This window comes from Diaphorobacter sp. B2A2W2 (genome assembly GCF_056730635.1).
This window is the reverse complement of the sequence record NZ_JBWZOR010000007.1, coordinates 53,944-75,918: the sequence shown is the minus strand read 5'-3', so window position 1 is coordinate 75,918 and position 21,975 is coordinate 53,944. Positions and strand designations below refer to the sequence as shown.

Genomic DNA, 21,975 nt, shown 5'->3' with positions numbered 1-21,975 from the left:
CTCGGAGGTGTTCGGAGAAATGGCCAGGCGGACGGGCAGTCACCTTCGGCCGGCGAAACGGCGGCGTAGACTGTCGCCGCACACTATATCTAGTGTGTCTTGATGGTTCAAGACACTAGGGGTAGTGTATCCCCATAAGAGGCTGGCGAGATCGTTTCGTCGTGATTGAACGCCTGGGCCTTCTACTGCCGTCGCAGCCTCCGTAGGGTCAGGCCCGCATCCGACGGCTTGAGCCATGGTGCGGCATGCCGGCCGATCTTGCGCGCAAACGCGCGTGCAACTTCATCCTGAGCAGTGAAGGCGAGGCGAAGGCGCAAAGTGCGGCAATGCGTCCGGGTGGCTGGAGGGATCAGCACCCCGGCGGAAAAAGAACACCCGTGCCGGCGAAGGCTCCATAAAGTACACGCCAGTCAAACCCAGGGCCTGGGTCGTGTTTGCGTTCAGGGGCGATGTGCTCATGTCCTGCGATGTAGCGCACGGGGTAGCGCTGCCGCAGCGCCTCGCAAAGGGTCACAAGGGTGGTGTACTGCGCCTGCTCGAAGCTCCCGCCTTCCAGCCCTTCGAGCTCAACGCCGATCGAGTCGTCGTTGCAGGCATCGCGCCCCCGGTAATGGGAACGGCCCGCGTGCCAGGCGCGTCGGCCCACGTCCACGAACTGCCACAGCACACCCGCGCGCGTGATGAAGAAATGCGTCGACACTTCCAGGCCGCGAATCTGCTGGAAATAAGGATGGGCGCCCCAGTCCAGCTGGTTCATGAAAAGCCGGTGGACATGGTCCCCGCCAAACTGCCCGGGGGGAAGGCTGATGGAATGCACCACGATGAGGTCCACGCTGGCCTGCGGGGGGCGTGGCCCGTGGTTGGGCGAGTCCATGCGTCTCGCATTCGCGTACCAGCCGCCGTGCCAGGCGGGCCGCCGGGCCGCAGGCTCAGGGCTGCGCGTCGCCATGGCTGTCGCCGTCTTGCGGTACCTCGATGTGCAGCCGGGCAATCCGGTAACGGATCTGGCGCAGGCTGATGCCCAGGCGGGCTGCGGTGGCCGTGCGGTTGAAACCCGCCTCGCGCAGGGCGCGCACGAGTATTTCCCGTTCCTGCTGGTCGAGCCAGGCTTGCAGATCGTTGGGCAGGGGCATGCCTTCGCTGATGCCGGACCAACGAGGGGGCGCGTGCGGCTCAGCGGGCTGTGCGATGGCTGGTGCGGACGGTACGGGCTGCGGTAGGGGTGGCGGTGCCTCCACGGTGGGGGCTGGCGCGCCTTCAACGTGCAGCTCATGGCCATCGCTGAGGGCTACCGCGCGATGCAGCAGGTTTTCCAGCTCGCGCACATTGCCGGTGAGCGGGTGCTGTGCGATGCACCGCAGCGCTTCTTCCGTCAGGCGGGGAATGGCCACCCCCGATTCTTGCTCGATACGGGCCAGCAAGGCCTCGCACAGCGCGGGCAGGTCCTCTCGCCGCTCGCGCAACGGTGGGATCAGCAGTTCGATGACATTCAGCCGGTAATACAGATCCTGGCGGAAGCGCCCCGCCTGCACGTCAGCGGCCAGGTCTCGGTGCGTGGCGCTGACGATGCGCACGTCCACGGCTTCTTCCTGCGTGGAGCCCAGGGGCCGTACCGTGCGCTCCTGGATCGCACGCAGCAGTTTGGATTGCATGGGCAGCGGCAGGTCGCCAATTTCGTCAAGGAACAACGTGCCTCCACGGGCGGCCTGGAAGTAGCCCTCCCGGTCGTGCGTAGAGCCGGTGTAGGAACCCTTGCGCGCGCCAAAGAACTCTGCCTCCAGCAGGTTCTCGGGAATCGCGCCGCAGTTGACGGCGATCAGCGGGCCTTCGGAGCGCTGGCTGCTGGCATGCAGCGCGCGGGCCACCAGTTCCTTGCCCGTGCCTGACTCGCCACGCACCAGCACGGGGGCCATGCTGCGCGCCACCTTGGCGATGCGCTGCTTCACATTGCGCATGGCTTCGGAGTCGCCGATCAGGCGATCCAGCACAGGATCTTGCATGTCCGGCCACTGCGTGACGTTGCGTGCGCCGGGGCGGGTGGCTTTGGGCGCCGCCAGTACGGCGCCAATACCCTGCACCGCCGAGGCCACCACGGCACGGAATTGCTTCAGGTCCACGGGCTTGGTCAGGTAGTCGAACGCGCCCGCGCGCAGCGCCTCCACCGCGTTCTCGGCCGATCCATAGGCCGTCATGACCACGCAGCGTTCACGCCGCTGCTGGCTGCGCAGGTCGTGCAGCAAGTCCATGCCGAAGCCGTCGGGCAGCCGCATGTCGGTGATCACGACGTCGAACTTCTGCGTCTGCAGCTGTTGGCGCGCGCCGTCCACGCTGGCGGCGGTCTCCACGCGGTAGCCTTCGCGCAGCAGGGTCAGCTCATAGAGGGTGCGCAGATCGGGTTCGTCATCGACGACAAGAATGGAGGCAGTGGATGCATTCATGGTCTGTGGGCCGTGTCAGACCACGATTGTGTCAAACAGTGATGCGCTGTCCGCAGGGCGCGAAAGACTGCGGAAGGTCACAGTGAAGGCGTTTCCCGCCACCTCGCCACGCGCCAGGCTGCGTGTGGTGCGCTGGTGGCCGATGGCCGCCCCGTGGCGCTGGCACAGTTCGCGGCAGATGTACAAGCCCAGCCCGCTGGAGCGGCTTTCGGATGAGAAGAAAGGCTCGAACAGATGCCGCTCCACCGATTTGTCCAGCGGTGCGCCATCGCTCCACACCTGCACGCCGGCCTTCCCGCCGGGGGTGGCGCGCGTCGCGAGGCACAGCGAGTCGGGTTCGGGCCCCTTGTAGCGCAATGCGTTGTCCAGCAGGTTCACCAGCACGCGCCGCAGGTGCTCGGCGTCGAACTCCACCTGCGCCGCGCCCGCGTCCAGTACCAATTGCCCCTGGCGGCGTGCGGGGTCCTGCGCCGTCCAGTCGTTCCACACCTGCTGCACCGTGGCATCCAGTGCCACGGTGGAGGTGCTGGCCTGGTGGATCTGGTGCTGCACGCGCGCAATGTCCAGTACGTCTTCCGTGATGCGCACCAGTCGGTCGGCGTTTTGGCGCACCATGTGTGTCAGGCGCTTCTGTGTGGGGTCGTCCAGGTCTTCGTCCAGCAGTTCGTTGGCCTGCACGATCGCTGCCAGCGGGTTGCGGATCTCATGTGCCACGGCGGCCGACATGCGCCCCATGGCGGCCAGCTTCTCGGTGCGCAGGCGCGCTTCCATCTCGCGCAGGTCGTGCAGGAACATCACGCACAGCGGCTCCCCCGGAGAGTCGTCCGGGGCGTCCTGCGTGTGGGTGAGCCATGCGCGCACGCGCAGGGCCATGGGGATCTGGCCATCGTGCAGGACGTTGACATCGGCATGCTGGGGACGCTCCATCTGGAAAGTGGCGCACGCCAGATCCATGAGGGGTTTGAAGGCCGCCGTGTGCGTGAGCGTCAGGGAGGAATCTCCGGAGATCTTGTGGCCGAGCATCAGCAACGCCGCAGGGTTGGCCAGGCGGACCTGGCCATGCAGGTCCAGCACCAGCACGCCATCGGCCACGTGCTGCATCACCAGGGCACTGACCGCGCGGTGGGTGCGCGCATCCATCTGGCTGCGCCGGGCCATCTGCTGCTCGCTGGTGAGCTTGGCGGCCAGCAGATGCACCAGATAGGCGACGATGAAGTAGCCGGTGCCTGTCAACGCCGCCTGCAGGTAACGCTGCGTGCCGTCTCCGGCGCCGCCGTATGTGCCCAGCCACCAGGCCCAGGCCAGCAGCAGCAGCGTGGCGCCGGCCGTGGTTGCCAGAGCCAGAGTCAAGGATCCCAGCACGCCTGCCATCAGGACAGGAAGCCCGAACAACGGCGTGAAATTCAAGCCGCCCGACTGCTGCAGCGCCTGCAGCACGCTGACCAGCAACAGATCCAGCCCGATGGACGGCAACCACTGGATGCCGGGGCGCGGGTCGGGCACCGCGCCGTGCCCCCACACCCGCAGCGCCACCGTGGCCACCAGGTAGCCCAGGCAGATGCTGAACAGCAGCGGTTCGCCGGCCTGGTTGAGTGCAATGCCCAGCAACTGCAGCAGCAGCAGCGCCAGCGCCACCATCACGCGCGCTGTGAGGAAGGCATTCCACAGGCGATGAAAGGGCAGGGGAGAGGCGGCGGCTGCCAGCTTGGAGGGCATTGGCTCAGGCGGGCCCACGGTCCCGGTGGGCGGTGCTGCAGTACATATGCGCCCCCCCGGGCACGGCATCGCCACGTGGCAGGTGCACGCCGCAGTGGGCGCAGCGCACCATGTCCTGTGGCGGTGCGATGGGCGGACGCTGGGTGTTGCCTTGCCGCGGCGCAGACGCACGGCGCTGCGCGCGCCACACCGCGTAGACCACGGCCAGCACAGCGAACAGGACCAGGTATTTCATGCCGCCCGCCCCAGCACCACTTCCATTACGAAGCGTGAGCCCACGTAGGCCAGCAGCAGCAGTGCCGTGCCTGCATACAGCACGCGCACGGCGCTGCGGCCGCGCCAGCCAAAGCGCGAGCGGCCCAGCAGCAGCACCGCGAAGGAGATCCAGGCCAGCAGCGAGAACACGGCCTTGTGGTCCCACAGCCAGGCGCGGCCGTAGAGCTGCTCGCTGAACAGCCAGCCCGCCACCAGCGTGGCCGAGAGCAGCACAAAGCCCGCCGTCACGAAGCGGAACGTGAGCCGCTCCAGCGTCAGCAGCGGCATGCCGCTGTGCGAATCGGCAGCCAGGCGCATCTGGCGCTCGGCACGGCTCATGAGCCAGGCGTGCACCACCGCTGCGGCAAACAGGCCATAGCATGCAATGCCCAGCGTGAGGTGCAGCGGCAGCCAGGGCGAGGCGGATACGTGCAGTGGCCGGCCCGGAAACAGCGCTGCCACCAACACGGCCGCGCCGCCCAGTGCGCACAGCACCCAGCGCGCGCGCATCTGCGGAAACAGCTGCCGCTCAACGGCGTAGGTGGTCAGTACCAGCCAGGCCGTCATCGACAGGGCGGCGGCAAAGCCGAAATGCGGCGTGCTGCCCAGCAGGCTCCAGACCAGCGCAGCGCCATGCAGCATCCAGGCAGGGGCCATGATGGCCAGTTGGCCGCGGCCTGTGGAGGTGCGCGGCGCCAGGGCCGCCGCCAGCGCGTAGGCGGCGGCGGTGGCCAGGGCGAGCAGCCAGCCGAGCGGGGAAGCACTGGGTAAAATCATGGGTTCGCAGTTTAGCCTTTCGCCCCTGGTCGTCGGGGCTGTGCCATCGGCCGGCATTACGCCCGGGCCGGTGCATCTGGAGCATTTGGCCATGGCCTCCGCACTCACCGAAAAACTCACCCGTCTCGTCAAGGAGATGCGCGGCCAGGCCCGCATCACCGAAGCCAACGTGCAGGACATGCTGCGCGAGGTGCGCATGGCCCTGCTGGAGGCCGACGTGGCGCTGCCCGTGGTGCGCGACTTCATCGCCCGCGTGAAGGAAAAAGCCCTCGGTCAAGAGGTGCTGGGCAGCCTGAAGCCCGGCCAGGCGCTGGTGGGCATCGTGAACAAGGAGCTGGCCGCGACCATGGGTGAGGGCGTGGCGGACATCAACCTCAACGCGCAGCCGCCGGCGGTGATCCTGATGGCCGGCCTGCAGGGTGCGGGCAAGACCACCACCACGGCCAAGCTGGCCAAGCACCTGATCGAAAAGCGCAAGAAGAAGGTGCTGACCGTCTCGGGCGACGTGTACCGCCCCGCCGCCATCGAGCAGCTCAAGACCGTGACCAAGCAGGCCGGCGCCGAGTGGTTCCCCAGCACGCCCGACCAGAAGCCGCGCGACATCGCCCTTGGAGCGCTGGACTACGCCAAGAAGCACTTCTTCGACGTGCTGTTGGTGGACACTGCCGGCCGCCTGGCCATCGACGAGGTGCTGATGCAGGAAATCAAGGACCTGCATGCCGTGCTGACCCCGGTGGAGACGCTGTTTGTCGTCGATGCCATGCAGGGCCAGGACGCGGTGAACACCGCCAAGGCTTTCAAGGAAGCGCTGCCGCTCACGGGCATCGTGCTCACAAAACTAGACGGTGACTCGCGCGGCGGTGCGGCGCTGTCGGTGCGCCAGGTGACGGGCGCGCCGATCAAGTTTGCTGGCGTGTCCGAGAAGATCGACGGCCTGGAAGTGTTCGACGCCGAGCGCCACGCGGGCCGCATCCTGGGCATGGGCGACATCGTCGCGCTGGTCGAGCAGGTCACGGCCGGCGTGGACATGGAGGCGGCGCAAAAGCTCGCCGCCAAGGTCAAGAGCGGCGACGGGTTCGATCTGAACGACTTCCTGGCCCAGTTGCAGCAGATGAAGCAGATGGGCGGCCTGTCCAGCCTCATGGACAAGCTGCCCGCGCAGCTCACGGCCAAGGCAGGTCAGGTGGACATGGACAAGGCCGAGCGCGACATCCGCCGCAAGGAGGGCATCATCTGCAGCATGACGGCGCTGGAGCGCCGCAAGCCCGAGCTCATCAAGGCCACACGCAAGAAGCGCATCGCCCAGGGCGCCGGCGTGCAGGTGCAGGAGGTCAACCGCCTGCTCAACGAGTTCGAGCAGATGCAGGGCATGATGAAAAAGATGAAGGGCGGCGGCCTCATGAAGCTCATGAAGAAGATGGGCGGCATGAAGGGCGGCCTGCCGGGCATGGGAGGCATGCCGCGGTTCTGAACAGGGGAGCGGTGACCGCTCCTATAAATAGAGCTGCTCGCGCTGGTATTTCAAGGGTTTCAGGCGGAAAACCATCTGAAATCCAGAGGTGACAAGCGCTGGTAGCTATGGTTTTTGAGGGTCATCCGACCGCGGTCGTGACCTCGCCGGTCACCACCTCGCCGCGCAGCGTGTAGGTACGCGCCTCGGTGATGTTCACGTCGATCATCTGGCCGATCAGCCGCTCCTGGCCGGGGAAGTTGACGACGCGGTTGCACTCGGTGCGGCCCATCAGCTCGCTGCCGTCGCGCTTGGACACGCCCTCCACCAGCAGACGCTGCACCGTGCCCACGCGCTCCTGGCTGATCTCCAGGATGTTGCGGTTGATCACGGCCTGCAGCTCCTGCAGGCGGCGCAGTTTCACCTCATGCGGCGTGTCTTCGTGCAGGTTGGCGGCGGGCGTGCCGGGGCGCGGGCTGAAGATGAAGCTGAAGGAATTGTCGAAGCGCACGTCGTCGATCAGCTTCATCATCTTCTGGAAGTCTTCCTCGGTCTCGCCGGGAAATCCCACGATGAAGTCGCTGCTCATCGCCATGTCGGGGCGGATGGCGCGCAGCTTGCGGATGGTGCTCTTGTATTCCATGGCCGTGTAGCCACGCTTCATGGCCATCAGAATGCGGTCGCTGCCGTGCTGCACGGGCAGGTGCAGGTGGCTCACCAGCTTCGGGATCTTGGCGTAGGCCTCGATCAGGCGCGGCGTGAACTCGTTGGGATGGCTGGTGGTGAAGCGGATGCGCTCGATACCGGGGATCTCGGCCACGTACTCCAGCAGCAGCGCAAAGTCGGCTTTCTCCGCCGTGTCGCCCATGGCGCCCAGATAGGCGTTCACGTTCTGGCCCAGCAGCGTGACTTCGCGCACGCCCTGGTCGGCCAGGCCGGCGACTTCCACCAACACGTCCTCGAACGGGCGGCTGACCTCTTCGCCGCGCGTGTAGGGCACCACGCAGTAGCTGCAGTACTTGGAGCAGCCTTCCATGATCGAAACGAACGCGCTGGCGCCCTCCACGCGCGCGGGCGGCAGGTGGTCGAACTTCTCGATCTCAGGGAAGGAAATATCCACCTGCGGCCTGGCCTTGGCGGCACGGGCGTTGAGCAGATCGGGCAGGCGGTGCAGCGTCTGCGGGCCGAAGACCACATCCACGAACGGGGCGCGCTTGATGATCTCCTCGCCCTCTTGGCTGGCCACGCAGCCGCCCACGCCGATGAGCACGCCCTTGTCCTTGAGGTGCTTGACGCGGCCGAGGTCGCTGAACACCTTCTCCTGCGCTTTCTCGCGCACCGAGCAGGTGTTGAAAAGGATCAGGTCGGCTTGCTCCGGGTCGTCGGTGGGCTCATAGCCCTGGGCGGCGCCCAGCACATCGGCCATCTTGTCCGAGTCGTACTCGTTCATTTGGCAGCCGAAGGTCTTGATGAAAACTTTCTTGGACATGGCTTGTGTCTCTTCAATCTCGCGAAAGACCGGCCACCGCGGCGCAGGCGGCAGCGGGGCGGTTGCGGGCTGGCCAGCGGGGCCGGCGAAACGCGAACGCGCGCCGGGCTTCAGCGCGCTGCATCAGCGCGGGTGTGTCAGCGCAGCGCGGCGGGCTTGGTGTCCCACTCGAAACGCACGTTGGTTTCGGTGTCGCTGCCCTTGCGGGGCAAGGCGGCCTCGGCGGGCGTGAGGATCCAGGCGGTGAGCAGCATGCCCGTGCTGGCCTCGGTCACGTAGTTCACCTTCAGGGGCTTGCCCTGCACGGTGTGGGTCATGACCAGCGCGTTCTGCGGGCTGAACAGGCGCATGCCGGGCGCCACCTGGATGGCATTGCCGTTGAGCAGGGCCGTCGTGCGGTCTTGGAAGTTCAGCGTGCCGCGCAGCGCATTGGCGGGGAAGGTGCGCGCAAGGCCGGTGGCTGCCACCGTCTGGGCCGTGGCGGCCGTGGACGCGGCGCCGCCCAGCAGTGCCAGGCATGCGAGGGTCGCCAGCCAGGCGCCGCGGGTGCGGGTGGACGCAAAGGTGCGGGTGTTGCAGCGATTCATGGTGTACATCCAGGGGCTGAAACGAAAATTCTAGTGGCAGGCGCCGGCCCGCCACGCGGCTAAAGAAAAACCCGCAGCACCTGGGGCGCTGCGGGTTGTATCTGGTGGTGGTACCGGGACTTGAACCTGGGACATCAGCATTATGAATGCTGCGCTCTAACCAACTGAGCTATACCACCGAAGCCTCGAATTATAGAACAAAAATTTATTGGTGCGTGAAGACTGCTGCGCGCTTGTTCACGAAGGCGTCCATGCCTTCCTTCTGGTCCTGGGTGGCGAACAGCGCATGGAACAGGCGGCGCTCGAACATCACGCCATCGCTCAAAGTCCCTTCGAAGGCGCGGTTCACCGATTCCTTGGCGGCCATCACGGCGATCTGCGAGAAACCGCTGATGACGAGGGCCGCACCCAGGGCTTCTTCCATCAGCTTGTCCAGCGGCACCACGCGGCTGACGAGGCCGGAGCGCTCGGCTTCCGTGGCGTCCATCATGCGGCCGGTGAGGGCCATGTCCATGGCCTTGGCCTTGCCCACAGCGCGCGGCAGGCGCTGCGTGCCGCCCGCGCCGGGGATCACGCCCAGCTTGATTTCGGGCTGTCCGAACTTGGCATTGTCCGCCGCGATGATGAAGTCGCACATCATCGCCAGCTCGCAGCCGCCGCCCAGGGCGTAGCCGCTCACGGCCGCGATGACGGGCTTGCGGATGCTGCGGATCTGCTCCCAGTTGCGCGTGATGTAGTCGCCCTTGTACGCATCGGCAAAGCTGTACTTGGCCATGGCGCCGATGTCGGCGCCCGCGGCGAAGGCCTTCTCGCTGCCCGTCAGGATGATGCAGCCGATCTTCTCGTCAGCGTCGAACGCCTTGAGGGCCTCGCCCAGCTCGGTCATGAGCTGGTCGTTGAGCGCGTTGAGTTGCTTGGGACGGGCGAGCGTGATGATGCCGACCTTGTCCGCTTCGGTGCGGACTTCGATGCATTCGTAGGCCAAGGTGATCTCCTGTTTGTAGTGGGTGGGATGCCGGGAATATACCCAAGCCTTCATGCCTGAGGACCCGGCTGGGCCGGCCCCAGCCAGCGCTGGGCCACGGCGGCGTCCTGCACGTCCAGGCGCACCGTGTCAGAGGCCGCGCCGGCGCCTGGCAGCGTGAGCGCCAGGCGCATCAGACGCTGGTCGCGCGCCACCAAGGCCGTGATCTGGATGGCGCTGGCGGCGTACAGCGGCACATCGTCCAACTTGTGCAGGCGCCAGGCCTGGCCCGGCGTTTCCAGCGCCAGCCATTCGTCGCCGGCCATGAAGCCGGCCGCCTCTGCCGCACCGCCGCGCAGCACGGTCTTGATGTGCACGCCGTGGTTCTCGTTCACGCGCAGGCCCAGGCGCTGGGCGATCTGTGCGGGCTCCGCCTGCAGCCGGATGCCATGGGCGGCCAGCAGCTCGGCCAGCGGCAGCTCCGCCGTGCCGTGCGCCCACTGCCCGATCTCGCCGGACCAGTCGCGCCCCGACAACTCCTGCAAAACGGCCAGCAGGTCGGTCTCGGCCATGGGGCCGCCGCCCGTGCGCTGCCACAACGCGCGCATCACGTCGTCCAGCGTGGTGCGGCCTTCGCGGCGCAGCGCGAGGTCCAGGCACAGGCCCACCAGCGCGCCCTTGGTGTAGTAGCTCACGGTGCTGTTGGGCGTGTTCTCATCCTGGCGGTAGTACTTGACCCAGGCGTCGAAGCTGGCCTGCGCCACCGACTGCACCTGGCGGCCCGGCGTCTGCAGCATCTGGTTGATGTTCTTGGTCAGCAGACGCAGGTAGGTGGCGTGGTCCACCAGGCCTGCGCGGCGCAGCAGCAGGTCGTCGTAATAGCTGGTGAAGCCTTCGAAAAACCACAGCAGCTCGGTGTAGTTCTCGCACGCGTAGTCGTAGCGCGCGAACTCGGCGGGGCGCAGGCGCTTGACGTTCCAGGTGTGGAAGTATTCGTGGCTGATGAGGCCGAGCAGGGTGGTGTAGCCCTCGGGCGTGGCGGCGTCCCCCACGCGCGGCAGGTCGCGCCGGCCGCAGATGAGGGCGGTGGAGTTGCCGTGTTCCAGCCCGCCGTAGCCGTCGTGCACCACGTTGAGCAGGAACACGTAGCGCGTGAACGGCGGCTGCTGCGCGCCATGCCAAAAGCGGATGGCCTCCTCGCAGATGCGCTGCACGTCGCGCAGCAGGCGTTCGCCATCCAACGACGGCGCGGCGCCCGCCACCACCAGCTGGTGCGCCACGCCGCAGGCGGTGAACTGGGCGCTCCAGAACGGGCCCATCTCCACGGGGCAGTCGACCAGTTCGTCATAGTTGCGCGCGCGGTACAGCCCGAAGCCGGACGGGGTGACCTCCACCGGCTCCAGCCCCGTGGCCAGCGACCAGCCGGCCAGCGCGGGCGGGCAGGCGACCTCCAGCGTGTGCGGCGCGTCCTCTTGCCCGTGCACGCGCAGGCACAGGCTGGTGCCGTTGAAGAAGCCCCGCGTGGCGTCCAGCCAGGCGGTGCGCACCGAGGTGTCGTAGGCGGCCACCTCGTAACTCAGCACCAGCGGCGTGCCCGCCGTGCACTGCGCGCGCCAGCGGTGCTTGTCCAGCTGCTGCACGGGCACGGGGGCGCCGCCCTGCTGCGCCTGCAGCGACTGCAGGTTCTTGGAGAACTCGCGCACCAGGTAGCTGCCCGGAATCCACACCGGCAGCGACAGCTCCTGCTGCGCCGCCGGCACCGCCACGGTGAGCGTGACGCGGTACAGGTGGGCGTGGGTCTGCGTGGGGTCGATGCGGTAGTGGACGGCGGCGGTGCTGGCGGCAAAAGACATGGCGGGATGCAGCTAGAGGGGGTGATATCAAAAAAATAGCTGCTTGCGCTTGCCGCACAAGGGTTTCAATATGAAATGTATTGAAAGTCCTCAGTGAGCAAGCGCTAGCAGCTCTCATATTTGCAGCGCATGCCGGTGAAGGATGCGCGGTGGGCGGCAGTGGCGCCTTACTTCCCGGCAGCGGCCAGGCGCTTTTCCACGTCCTGCGCGCCGATGGCGCCGGGCACGCGCGAGCCGTCGGCAAAGATCAGCGTGGGCGTGCCGGTGATCTTGTGCTTGCGCCCGAACGCCAGATTGCGCTGCAGCGCTGCCGTGTCGCAGCTGGCCGCTGCGGGCGTCTTGTCGCGCAGCATGTGGTCGTCCCACGCGGCCGCGCGGTCCTTGGCGCACCAGATGTTGCGCGACTTCTCGGCCGAGTCGGGGCTGAGGATGGGGTAGAGGAACAGGTACACCGTCACGTTGTCCACGTTCTGCATGTCCTTCTCGAAGCGCTTGCAGTAGCCGCAGTTCGGGTCCTCGAACACCGCCAGCTTGCGCTCGCCGTTGCCACGCACCAGGGTGAAGGCGTCCTGCAGCGGCAGGGCCTTGAAGTCCACCGCCGTCAGCTTGTTGATGCGGTCCTCTGTGAGGTTGCGCCGCGCCTTGGTGTCGATCAGCTCGCCCTGGATCAGGTAGTTGCCCTGGGCGTCGGTGTAGAACAGGTCGGTGCCGATGCGCACCTCGTACAGCCCCTTCATGGGCGTGGAGCGCACTTCGTCGATCTGCTGCAGCTGCGGGATGCGCTCTGCCAGCGCCTTGCGGATCGCGGCGTCCTGTGCCGATGCGTTCAGGCCCAGGCACAGGGCAGTGGCGGCCAGCAAGGTGGGGAGGAGTTTCATTGCGTTGGTTTCCGTTTCTACTCAGAAAAAGGGGCTCGTCGTATCAGTCAGCGCCCATGGCCTGGCGGGCCACCCAGGCCTTGAGCGGGCCGCTGCGCTCGAAGCCCTTCATGCCCCAGTTGCGCAGCGCGGCCAGCGCGCCCTCGCGCCGGGTGAAGAGCTGCTGCAGGCCGTCCATGGCCATGCCCATCGGCAGCAGCGTGGCCTTGCGTTCGCGCTCGTAGCTGCGCAGCAGGCGCAGATCGCCCACGCTGCGCCAGGCCGCGCGCTCGTGCAGCACACGCGCCAGCGTGCGCGCGTCGCCCAGGCCCAGGTTCAGGCCCTGGCCGGCCAGGGGGTGCACGTTGTGTGCGGCGTCGCCGGCCAGTGCCCAGCTGCGGCGCGCACCCAGGGCGGACTGGCCGGGCAGGGCGCCGCACCAGTGGCGCGCCTGGGCCTGCTGCAGCGGCCAGCTGGCGCGCGGGCCCGCGAGCTGCAAAGCGCCCAGCGCATCGCGGCTGGCTTCGCGCAGGCGCTGTGTGAAGCTGCCTTCGTCGGCCTGCAGCCAGTGCGGAGCCTGCTCCTGCGGCACCGACCACACCACGGCCACGGTGCGCCCCTGGGCGCCGTCCAGCGGCAGGAAGGCGAGGATGCCGCCGTCGGGCAGGAACCACTGGCGCGCCACCTGGCCGTGGGGCCGCTCGCACACCAGCCGCGTGGCGATCGCGTGCTGGGCGTAGGGGGTGATGTCGAATTCGGCACCGAACTCGGCGCGCGTGCGGCTGGCGCGGCCTTCGCACACCACGGTGAGCGCGGCGTCCACGGGCGCGGCGACCGGCTCCACCAGCGGCTGAAAGCGCACGGCATCTGCCAGGCGCGCCTCCAGCGCGGGCACGTCCACGATCCAGGCCAGCGCGTCGTGGCCCTGCTGGGCCGCGTCAAAGCGCACCTGGCCGTCCTGGTCGGCGTGCACCTGCATCTGCAGCACGGCCGTCGCATGCTGCGCGTCGGGCCAGCCGCGCACGGATTCCAGCAGCGCGCGCGAGGCGGCATTGAGCGCGTAGGCCCGCACGTCGCCGTCGGAGGGGGCGCTCTCCGGCGGGCCCACCAGCGCCACGCGCAGGCGGTCGCGCGCCAGCAAGAGTGCCAAGGTGCGGCCCACCACGCCCGCGCCGCGGATACATACGTCAAATGTCTGCGCCATCCCGGGATTGTAGGAGCCGCGCTACGCCCCTGCGCCGGGTGGGGCGGCGGCACAATCGCGGGCCAATCCCCTCATCCATCGACAGCGACAGGAGCAGCAGCGTGAGCTTTCGTGCAGACCATGACTTGACCGGTACCGTGGCCCGGCTGTTCATCCATCCCGTGAAGTCCTGCGCGGGCATCGAGGTGCAGCAGGCCTTGCTGACCGATACCGGGCTGGACCTGGACCGCGCCTGGATGGTGGTCGACGCGCAGGGCGTGTTCCTGTCGCAGCGCACGCTGCCGCGCATGGCGCTGATTCGCCCGCAGTTGCGCAGCGACGACCTGGTGCTGCGCGCGCCCGGCATGCTGGCGCTGCATGTGGCGCTGGACCGGGTCGAGCAGCCGGCCACCGTGCAGGTGTGGGACGACACCGTGCCCGCCTGGGACATGGGCGACCTGGCCGCGCAGTGGTTTTCGGACTTTTTGGGGCTGCGCTGCCGGCTGGTGCGGTTTGACCCGGAGCACCGCCGGCTGTCCAGCCTGCGGTGGACCGGCGGCATCGAGGCGCCCACCCAGTTCGCGGACGGCTTTCCGCTGCTGGTGGCGAGCCAGGGGTCGCTGGACGGCCTCAACGAGCGGCTGCTGGCCGCGGGCGAGGGGGCGGTGGGCATGGAGCGCTTTCGGCCCAACCTGGTGATTGCCGGGGTCGAGGCGCACGACGAAGACCGCATCGACGAGCTGTTCATCGGCACGGGCGAAGGCGAGGTGCGGCTGCAGCTCGTCAAGCCGTGCACGCGCTGCCCCATCCCCAACATCGACCCCGCCACGGCCGAGAGCACCCCGGCCGTCAGCACGGCCCTGCGCCGCTACCGCCAGGATCCGCGCATGGACGGCGCGATCACCTTCGCCATGAATGCCATCGTGCGCGAGGGCACGGGCACGGTGCTGCGCGTGGGCCAGCCCGTGGCGGCCAACCTGCGGTTCGACTGAGGGGGGCCCTGCGGGGGGCGCCCGGCGAGGGGAGCGCCTGCGGGGCATTGGCGCGCGCGCGCTTCGCTTCATACCCCCTCCCGTAAAATGGCGGGTTTGTCTCCCGAACCTACGAAAGCCCTGCCATGAGCCTGAAATGCGGCATCGTGGGCCTGCCCAACGTCGGCAAGTCCACCCTCTTTAACGCCCTCACCAAGGCCGGCATTGCCGCCGAGAACTATCCTTTTTGCACTATCGAGCCCAACACCGGCGTGGTGGAGGTGCCCGATCCGCGCCTGCAGCAGCTGGCAGAGATCATCAATCCCGAGCGCATCGTGCCCGCCATCGTCGAGTTCGTCGACATCGCGGGCCTGGTGGCTGGTGCCTCCAAGGGCGAAGGCCTGGGTAACCAGTTCCTGGCGCACATCCGCGAGACCGATGCCATCGTCAACGTGGTGCGTTGCTTCGAGGACCCGAACGTGATCCACGTGGCCGGCCGCGTGGACCCCATCGCCGACATCGAGGTCATCCAGACCGAGCTGTGCCTGGCCGACCTGGCCACCGTCGAGAAGGCCCTGCAGCGCTATAGCAAGGCGGCCAAGAGCGGCAACGACAAGGAAGCCGCCAAGCTGGTGCAACTGCTCACGCCCATCCAGGCTGCGCTGGATGAGGGCAAGCCGGCGCGCACCGTGCCCGTGTCCAAGGAAGACGCGCCGCTGCTCAAGCAGTTCTGCCTGATCACCGCCAAGCCGGCGATGTTCGTGGGCAACGTGGCCGAGGACGGCTTCGAGAACAACCCCCTGCTGGACAAGCTCAAGGCCTATGCGGAGGCCCAGGGCGCGCCCGTGGTCGCCATCTGCGCCAAGATCGAGGCCGAGATGGCCGAGATGGGCGACGAGGACCGCGACATGTTCCTGCAGGAAATGGGGCTGGAGGAGCCGGGCCTGAACCGCCTGATCCGCGCGGGCTTCAAGCTGCTCGGCCTGCAGACCTACTTCACGGCCGGCGTGAAGGAAGTGCGCGCCTGGACCATCCACGTGGGCGATACCGCGCCGCAGGCGGCCGGCGTGATCCACGGCGACTTCGAGCGCGGCTTCATCCGCGCGCAGACCATCGCGTTCGAGGATTTCATCCAGTACAAGGGCGAGCAGGGCGCCAAGGACGCGGGCAAGATGCGCGCCGAAGGCAAGGAATACGTCGTCAAGGACGGCGACGTGATGAACTTCCTCTTCAACGTCTGACCCGCACTTTGGCTGGCAGCGCCAGCCTTGACGGGCACAAAGGCCCATGTGCATGCCTGGGGAGCCAGCACCCGCGCTGCCGCACTTGCTGAAGCTGTGGCGCGCCGTGCATCCCCTCGCGTGACCCCCGGCGCCGGGTGCCAGTGGCGCGCCCGTATGCCGTGCGATCAGGGATGCAGCCAGCGTACCCAGTCGCCTGGCACCAGGTACAGCAGGCCGGCCGTCATGCTGGCATAGCGGAAGAACTTGCCAATCGCCATGTAGAGCAGGCAGGGCCAGAACGGCATGCGCAGCCAGCCGGCCACGGCGCACAGCGGGTCGCCCACCACGGGCAGCCAGCTCAGCAGGCAGGTCTTGGGCCCCCAGCGGCGCAGCCACACGCGGGCGCGCCGTTCGGTGCGGCTCAGTTCGCGGGCGGGCTTGGCGGGGGCCTGCGCATGGCCCGCATGGCGGTGCCGGCGGGCGGCGTCCCAGGCGCGGTGCGCGCCCAGGCCCATCCACCAACTGACCGCGCCGCCCAGCGTGTTGCCGGCCGTGGCCACCAGGATCGCGGGCCAGAGCAGTTCGGGGTTCAGCTTGACCAGGCCGAACACCGCCGGCTCCGAGCCCACGGGCAGCAGCGTGGCGGAGATGAAGGCCACGATGAACACCGTGCTCAGGCCGAATTGGGGCAGAGCCAGCAGGTCCAGCAGTTGGTGCATCCAGATTTCCATAGCAGGGCTGCGAGTGTAGGGGCAGCGGTGCGCTGGCTGCGTCGCCACCCGCGGGCGCAACATGCGCAATCGCAGTGCTGGCTTTTCGGTTGCTGAAATTTTGGGCAGGTAGAATCCGCCCCTTCGCCCACACACCCCCAGCCCGCCCGTACCGTCCATGCAGATCGGCCCCATTCCCTTGGCCAACCGCCTGTTCGTCGCCCCCATGGCGGGCGTGACGGACCGGCCGTTTCGCCAGCTGTGCAAGCGGCTGGGCGCGGGCTATGCGGTGAGCGAGATGGTGACCTCGCGCAAGGACCTGTGGAACAGCCTCAAGACCAGCCGCCGCGCCAACCACGAGGGTGAGCCCGGCCCGATCGCGGTGCAGATCGCCGGCACCGACGCGGCCATGATGGCCGAGGCCGCGCTCTACAACATCGACCGCGGTGCCCAGATCATCGACATCAACATGGGCTGCCCCGCCAAGAAGGTCTGCAACAAGTGGGCGGGCTCCGCCCTGATGCAGAACGAAGCCCTGGCCGTGGAGATCGCCGACGCCGTGGTGGCCGCCTGCGCACCGCGCGGCGTGCCCGTCACGCTGAAGATGCGCACCGGCTGGTGCCAGCAGCACAAGAACGCCGTGGTGCTGGCGCGCCGCTTCGAGGACGTGGGCATCCAGATGCTGACCGTGCACGGCCGCACGCGCGAGCAGGGGTACAAGGGCCAGGCGGAGTACGACACCATCGCTGCCGTGAAGGCCGCCGTGCGCGTGCCCGTGGTGGCCAATGGCGACATCACGTCGTCCGAGAAAGCCCGGGCGGTGCTGGCCGCCACAGGCGCCGACGCGGTCATGATCGGGCGCGCGGCCCAGGGCCGGCCGTGGATCTTCCGCGAGATCGGCCACTACCTCGCCACTGGCGAGCACCTCGCGCCGCCGCTGGTGGCCGAGGTGCGCCGCCTGCTGCTGGAGCACCTGCAGGACCACTACGGCCTGTACGGCGAGGCCAGCGGCGTGCGCAGCGCGCGCAAGCACATCGCCTGGTATGTGCGCGCGCTGCCGGGCGGCGAGGCACTGCGACAACACATCAACACCATCGAGGACTGCGCGGCGCAGTGGCAGGCGGTGGCCGATTTCTTCAGCGCGCTGGGCGCGCAGATGGACCGGCTGCCGTCCGCACACGACGGCGCCGACGCGGTCCCGCCCGTGAGGGAAACAGAGCATGAGCCGGAACAACATTGAACAATGCGTGCGCGAGAGCCTGCAGGGCTACTTTCGCGACCTGGGCGGCGAGACGCCCGACGGCGTGTACGACATGGTCGTGCGCCTGGTGGAAAAGCCGCTGCTGGAGGTGGTGATGAGCCACGCCGACAACAACCAGTCCCGCGCCGCCGAATGGCTGGGGCTGAACCGCAACACGCTGCGCAAGAAGCTGGTGGAGCACAAGCTGCTCTGATGTTGCTTCTAAAAGAATAGCTGGTGGCGCTTTCCCATCAAGCGCTACAGCCCGATTTCATCAAAACCATCACGAGTCCCCCATGAACGCACTCCTTTCCGTCTCCGACAAGACCGGCATCGTCGAATTTGCCCAGGCACTGCATGCGCTGGGCATCCGCCTGCTGTCCACCGGCGGCACCGCCAAGCTGCTGGCCGAGAGCGGCCTGCCCGTCACCGAGGTGGCCGAGGTCACGCAGTTCCCCGAGATGCTGGACGGCCGCGTGAAGACGCTGCACCCCAAGGTGCATGGCGGCCTGCTGGCGCGCCGCGAGCTGCCTGCGCACATGGCGGCGCTGAAGGAGCACGGCATCGACACCATCGACCTGCTGGTGGTCAACCTCTACCCGTTCGAGGCCACGGTGGCCAAGGCCGGCTGCACGCTGGCCGACGCCATCGAGAACATCGACATCGGCGGCCCCGCCATGGTGCGCAGCGCCGCCAAGAACTGGAAGGACGTGGGCGTGGTCACCTCGGCCGACCAGTACGACGCGGTGCTGGGCGAGTTGAAGGCCGCGGGCAAGCTGTCCGACAAGCTGCGCTTCGCGCTGTCGGTGGCGGCGTTCAACCGCATCGCGCAGTACGACGGCGCCATCAGCGACTACCTGTCGTCCATCCAGTTCGTCGAGGCCAAGCTGTCCGAGAGCTACGTGCCCGAACGCGCGCTGTTCCCCGGCCAGAGCAACGGCATCTTCACAAAGATCCAGGACCTGCGCTACGGCGAGAACAGCCACCAGCAGGCCGCGCTGTACCGCGACCTGCACCCTGCGCCCGGCTCCATCGTCACCGGCGTGCAGCTGCAGGGCAAGGAACTCTCGTACAACAACATCGCCGACGCCGACGCCGCCTGGGAATGCGTCAAGAGTTTCAAGCTGCCGGCCTGCGTGATCGTCAAGCACGCCAACCCCTGCGGCGTGGCCGTGGGCACGAGCGCGCTGGAGGCCTACAGCAAGGCCTTCCAGACCGACCCCACCAGCGCCTTCGGCGGCATCATCGCGCTGAACCGCCCGGTGGACGGCGCGGCCGCGCAGCAGATCGCCAAGCAGTTCGTCGAAGTGCTGATGGCGCCCGACTTCACGCCCGAGGCGCTGGAGGTGTTCAAGGCCAAGGCCAACGTGCGCCTGATGAAGATCGCTCTGCCTGCCTTCGGCGGTGCCACGGCGTGGGAGCAGGGGCGCAACCTGATGGACGCCAAGCGCGTGGGCTCGGGCCTGCTGCTGCAGACGGCCGACAACCATGAGCTGCAACTGCCCGATGTGAAGGTGGTGACCCTCAAGCAGCCCACGCAGGAAGAGATGCAGGACCTGCTGTTCGCCTGGAAGGTGGCCAAGTACGTCAAGAGCAACGCCATCGTGTTCGTGAAGGGCGGGATGACCATGGGCGTGGGTGCGGGCCAGATGAGCCGGCTGGATTCGGCGCGCATCGCCAGCATCAAGGCGCAGGCCGCGGGCCTGTCCCTGCAGAACACCGTGGTGGCCAGCGACGCCTTCTTCCCGTTCCGCGATGGGCTGGACGTGGTGGTCGACGCGGGCGCGACCTGCGTCGCCCAGCCCGGCGGTTCCATGCGCGACCAGGAGGTCATCGACGCGGCCAACGAGCGCGGCGTGGCCATGGTCTTCACGGGCGTGCGCCACTTCCGTCACTGAGACGCGCTGACCACGCCGCATGCCGGTGGACCCAGACCCGCTGCACGACGACGACACACCGCCGCCCCGGCCCCGCTGGCTGGGCTGGGCGCTGGTGGTGTTCATGGTGCTGGTGGTGCTGGGCGTGCTCAACGTGGGCTGGCGCATCCTGCAGCCGGGGCCCGCAGCCCAGGCGCTGGACGCCGCCCAGCAGGCGCACCCGGAACGGGCCGCGGGCCGCGCGCTGGTCGAGGCATCGGATTGCCTGCGCTGCCATGGCCTGGAGCGGCACGCCGTAGGCCCGGGCTTTCGCCAGATCGCCGCGCGCTACGCCGGCCGCAGTGATGCGGCCGCGTACCTGGCCGGCAGGATCCGCGAGGGCAGCGTGGGCGTATGGGGCCGCACGCTGATGCCGCGCCATCCCCAGATCACCGAGGCGCAGGCCCTGCAGATGGCGCAGTGGCTGTTGGCGCTGCCGCCCGCCGAGGGTGGTGTGCTATTGAATCAATAGCTGTTAGCGCTTATTGGACGGGCGTTAGAGTCAGAAAACGCTGTAAACCCTCGCTTGGACGGCGGCACCGCTTGCGCCGTCCCGCTCACACCTTCAGCAGGCGGCCCGGCGTGCCGGCCTGTACGGCCAGCGTGGTCTCGGCGCTGGTGGTGAACTGGCGGCTGGTAATGGTGTTCACGTACACCCACTGCGCGCGGCATTCGGTGGCCGTGGCGGTCACCACCATGTAGCCGCGGCGCGCGGTGTCGCAGTACTTGAGTGGCTCCACCAGCTGCAGCAGCGCCGCCGACAGCGTGGCCGGGTTTTCATTGGGCAGGTATTCCTCGAAGCCGGGCGAGCTCACCGACGAGGTGGCGAACTCCACGCCCACGGGGTTGCCGTTCATGTCGTTCAGCTCGCTGGCCCAGGCATTGTGCGTGTCGCCCGCCAGCACCACCAGGTTCTTGTTCATGGCGCGGGCCATGCCCAGCACCGTCTCGCGGGCGGCCTGGTAGCCGTCCCACGCGTCCAGGTTGTAGGGGATGGAGGGCTGCGCCAGGATGGCTTGCTCCTCCGGTGTGAGCGTGGCGGGCGCCGTGCGCGCCTTGGCGACGATGGCCGCGTAGCGCGACACCGTCACGCCGCTGCCTGGCTGCAGCGTTTCCATGAGGATGGGCGCGGGGATATTCATGCGGCCCATCAGCACCTGCTGGCCCAGCATCTGCCAGGTGGCGCTGGAGGCGGCCATCTGCTGCTGCAGCCATTGCGTCTGCGCGGTGCCCAGCAACTGGCGCGCGGGATTGCCCACGGCCGCGGTGAAGCCCGCTGCGTCGAAGCCGCCGGGCTTGAAGAAGGCGGCGTAGTCGACCTGCGCATCGCGTCCCACCACGCGCGTGTCCAGCATGTGCAGCGCCAGCAGGTTGCCGAAGGCGAAGCTGCGGTAAATGACGTCCGGCTGCGCGTTGCGTGTGGGCATCCACTCGTGGTACGCCTGTAGCGCCACGGCCTTGCGCGCGGCGAAGCTGCCTTCGGCGGCTTGGTGGTTTTCCGCGCCGTTCATCCAGGTGTCGTTGGCGATCTCGTGGTCGTCCCACACGGCGATCATGGGCGCGGCGGCGTGCAGCGCCTGCAGGTCGGCATCGGTCCGGTACTGGGCATGGCGCGTGCGGTAGTCGGCCAGGCTCAGGATCTCGTTGGCCGGCTGGGACAGGCGGCTCAGCGCCGCCGCGTTGCCCGAGGCGTAGCCGCCCTGGCCGTATTCGTAGAGGTAGTCGCCCAGGTGCACGGTGGCGTCCAGGTCGCCGCGCCGGGCGGCATCGGCGTACACGTTGAAGTAGCCGGCCGGGTAGTTGGCGCACGAAAACACGGCCAGCTTCACCTGGGCCACGCTGCCCGTGGGCAGGGTGCGGGTGTGTCCCGTGGGCGAGGTGGCCTCGAAGGCCTTGAAGCGGTAGTGGTAGACGGTGGCGGGCTTCAGGCCCGTGGCGTCCACCTTGACCGTGTAGTCGCGCGCGGCGCTGGTGCGCACCTCGCCGCGCGCCACGATGCTGGCGAAGGCGGCGTCGCTGGCCACCTCCCACTGCACGGGGATCTCGGCGCTGAAGTCGGCGGGCGGCGTGACGCGCGTCCAGAGCATGACGCGGTCGGCCAGCGGGTCGCCGCTGGCCACGCCGTGCGCGAACTGTACGGCGGGTGCGTCATCGTCGCCGCCGCCGCAGGCCGCCAGGGGCAGGGTGCCCAGCGCGGCGGCGCCCAGCGTGATCTGCCGCACGAAACGACGGCGCCCGCCGTCTGCGGCTAGCGGGGTGCTGGCGTGCGCAGCCTGCAGGAGGTTGGTGAGGGGCTTGGAATCGTCGTGTCGCTGCATGGCGGGCGGGTGAAAGGTGATGAACCCG

The 21,975-nt window shown here is 68.1% G+C and carries 20 protein-coding genes and 1 tRNA gene; 7 read left to right on the top strand and 14 right to left on the bottom strand.

What is annotated here, in order from left to right; translation table 11 throughout:
• Positions 1-349: 349 nt before the first annotated feature.
• Genes ampD through AC1PPL_RS12940 form a run of 5 tightly spaced genes read right to left on the bottom strand, consistent with a single transcriptional unit; the run spans position 350 to position 5,186 of the window.
• Complete coding sequence (ampD, locus tag AC1PPL_RS12960) at positions 350-949, bottom strand: 1,6-anhydro-N-acetylmuramyl-L-alanine amidase AmpD (protein ID WP_479973458.1); 600 nt, start codon at positions 947-949, stop codon at positions 350-352.
• Entirely contained in the window at positions 930-2,438 is a 1,509-nt protein-coding gene (locus AC1PPL_RS12955; RefSeq protein WP_479973457.1) for a sigma-54-dependent transcriptional regulator, read from the bottom strand. The genes ampD and AC1PPL_RS12955 overlap by 20 nt, the downstream gene beginning before the upstream one ends.
• A gap of 15 nt (positions 2,439-2,453) precedes the next feature.
• Positions 2,454-4,154, bottom strand: a complete 1,701-nt coding sequence (locus tag AC1PPL_RS12950; protein ID WP_479973456.1) for a sensor histidine kinase — start codon at positions 4,152-4,154, stop codon at positions 2,454-2,456.
• A 4-nt stretch (positions 4,155-4,158) separates the two neighbouring features.
• Positions 4,159-4,389, bottom strand: coding sequence for a PP0621 family protein (locus AC1PPL_RS12945; RefSeq protein ID WP_479973455.1), 231 nt, complete (start codon positions 4,387-4,389; stop codon positions 4,159-4,161).
• The gene (locus AC1PPL_RS12940) at positions 4,386-5,186 is read right to left on the bottom strand and encodes a cytochrome C assembly family protein (protein ID WP_479973454.1); all 801 of its coding nucleotides are present in this window, start codon (positions 5,184-5,186) and stop codon (positions 4,386-4,388) included. The genes AC1PPL_RS12945 and AC1PPL_RS12940 overlap by 4 nt, the downstream gene beginning before the upstream one ends.
• A 91-nt stretch (positions 5,187-5,277) precedes the next feature.
• Here AC1PPL_RS12940 and ffh point away from each other — a divergent pair, with 91 nt between their 5' ends.
• On the top strand, positions 5,278-6,657 hold the full coding sequence (gene ffh / locus AC1PPL_RS12935; RefSeq protein ID WP_123676271.1) for a signal recognition particle protein: 1,380 nt from the start codon (positions 5,278-5,280) through the stop codon (positions 6,655-6,657).
• A 121-nt stretch (positions 6,658-6,778) separates the two neighbouring features.
• Here ffh and miaB read toward each other — a convergent pair whose 3' ends face one another.
• From miaB to AC1PPL_RS12900, 7 genes are all read right to left on the bottom strand, one after another.
• Positions 6,779-8,125: a tRNA (N6-isopentenyl adenosine(37)-C2)-methylthiotransferase MiaB gene (gene miaB, locus AC1PPL_RS12930; protein WP_479973453.1), complete on the bottom strand. Its 1,347-nt coding sequence runs from the start codon at positions 8,123-8,125 to the stop codon at positions 6,779-6,781.
• 137 nt (positions 8,126-8,262) lie between these two features.
• Positions 8,263-8,712 carry a hypothetical protein gene (locus tag AC1PPL_RS12925; RefSeq protein ID WP_015914225.1) on the bottom strand — a complete coding sequence of 150 codons (450 nt, stop codon included), beginning with the start codon at positions 8,710-8,712 and terminating at the stop codon, positions 8,263-8,265.
• 102 nt (positions 8,713-8,814) lie between these two features.
• Positions 8,815-8,891 (bottom strand) — tRNA-Met (locus AC1PPL_RS12920).
• A gap of 26 nt (positions 8,892-8,917) precedes the next feature.
• Positions 8,918-9,697 (bottom strand): enoyl-CoA hydratase, encoded by a 780-nt coding sequence (locus tag AC1PPL_RS12915; protein WP_015914224.1) that lies wholly within the window; start codon positions 9,695-9,697, stop codon positions 8,918-8,920.
• Positions 9,698-9,747: 50 nt separating this feature from the next.
• Positions 9,748-11,529: a M61 family metallopeptidase gene (locus tag AC1PPL_RS12910; RefSeq protein WP_479973452.1), complete on the bottom strand. Its 1,782-nt coding sequence runs from the start codon at positions 11,527-11,529 to the stop codon at positions 9,748-9,750.
• Positions 11,530-11,696: 167 nt separating this feature from the next.
• Positions 11,697-12,407, bottom strand: a complete 711-nt coding sequence (locus AC1PPL_RS12905) for a DsbC family protein (RefSeq protein ID WP_011806716.1) — start codon at positions 12,405-12,407, stop codon at positions 11,697-11,699.
• 43 nt (positions 12,408-12,450) lie between these two features.
• Positions 12,451-13,590, bottom strand: a complete 1,140-nt coding sequence (locus tag AC1PPL_RS12900) for an FAD-dependent monooxygenase (RefSeq protein WP_287926693.1) — start codon at positions 13,588-13,590, stop codon at positions 12,451-12,453.
• A gap of 101 nt (positions 13,591-13,691) precedes the next feature.
• Here AC1PPL_RS12900 and AC1PPL_RS12895 point away from each other — a divergent pair, with 101 nt between their 5' ends.
• A complete protein-coding gene (locus AC1PPL_RS12895) occupies positions 13,692-14,561 on the top strand; it encodes an MOSC domain-containing protein (RefSeq protein WP_011806714.1) in 870 nt (289 codons plus the stop codon).
• A 125-nt stretch (positions 14,562-14,686) separates the two neighbouring features.
• On the top strand, positions 14,687-15,781 hold the full coding sequence (gene ychF, locus AC1PPL_RS12890; protein ID WP_011806713.1) for a redox-regulated ATPase YchF: 1,095 nt from the start codon (positions 14,687-14,689) through the stop codon (positions 15,779-15,781).
• 167 nt (positions 15,782-15,948) lie between these two features.
• Here the strand turns inward: ychF and AC1PPL_RS12885 are convergent, their stop codons facing one another.
• Positions 15,949-16,482, bottom strand: a complete 534-nt coding sequence (locus AC1PPL_RS12885) for a YqaA family protein (protein ID WP_479973501.1) — start codon at positions 16,480-16,482, stop codon at positions 15,949-15,951.
• A 169-nt stretch (positions 16,483-16,651) separates the two neighbouring features.
• Between AC1PPL_RS12885 and dusB the strand changes: the two genes are divergently transcribed.
• From dusB to AC1PPL_RS12865, 4 genes are all read left to right on the top strand, one after another.
• Positions 16,652-17,713, top strand: a complete 1,062-nt coding sequence (gene dusB, locus AC1PPL_RS12880) for a tRNA dihydrouridine synthase DusB (protein WP_479973451.1) — start codon at positions 16,652-16,654, stop codon at positions 17,711-17,713.
• Positions 17,694-17,927, top strand: coding sequence for a Fis family transcriptional regulator (locus AC1PPL_RS12875; protein WP_011806682.1), 234 nt, complete (start codon positions 17,694-17,696; stop codon positions 17,925-17,927). The genes dusB and AC1PPL_RS12875 overlap by 20 nt, the downstream gene beginning before the upstream one ends.
• Positions 17,928-18,009: 82 nt before the next feature.
• Positions 18,010-19,611: a bifunctional phosphoribosylaminoimidazolecarboxamide formyltransferase/IMP cyclohydrolase gene (purH, locus tag AC1PPL_RS12870; protein ID WP_479973450.1), complete on the top strand. Its 1,602-nt coding sequence runs from the start codon at positions 18,010-18,012 to the stop codon at positions 19,609-19,611.
• Between the two features lie 19 nt (positions 19,612-19,630).
• A complete protein-coding gene (locus AC1PPL_RS12865) occupies positions 19,631-20,101 on the top strand; it encodes a c-type cytochrome (protein WP_172208412.1) in 471 nt (156 codons plus the stop codon).
• Positions 20,102-20,186: 85 nt separating this feature from the next.
• On the opposite strand, the gene AC1PPL_RS12860 is transcribed toward AC1PPL_RS12865, so the two are convergent.
• Positions 20,187-21,947: an alkaline phosphatase D family protein gene (locus AC1PPL_RS12860; protein WP_479973449.1), complete on the bottom strand. Its 1,761-nt coding sequence runs from the start codon at positions 21,945-21,947 to the stop codon at positions 20,187-20,189.
• Between the last annotated feature and the right edge of the window lie 28 nt (positions 21,948-21,975).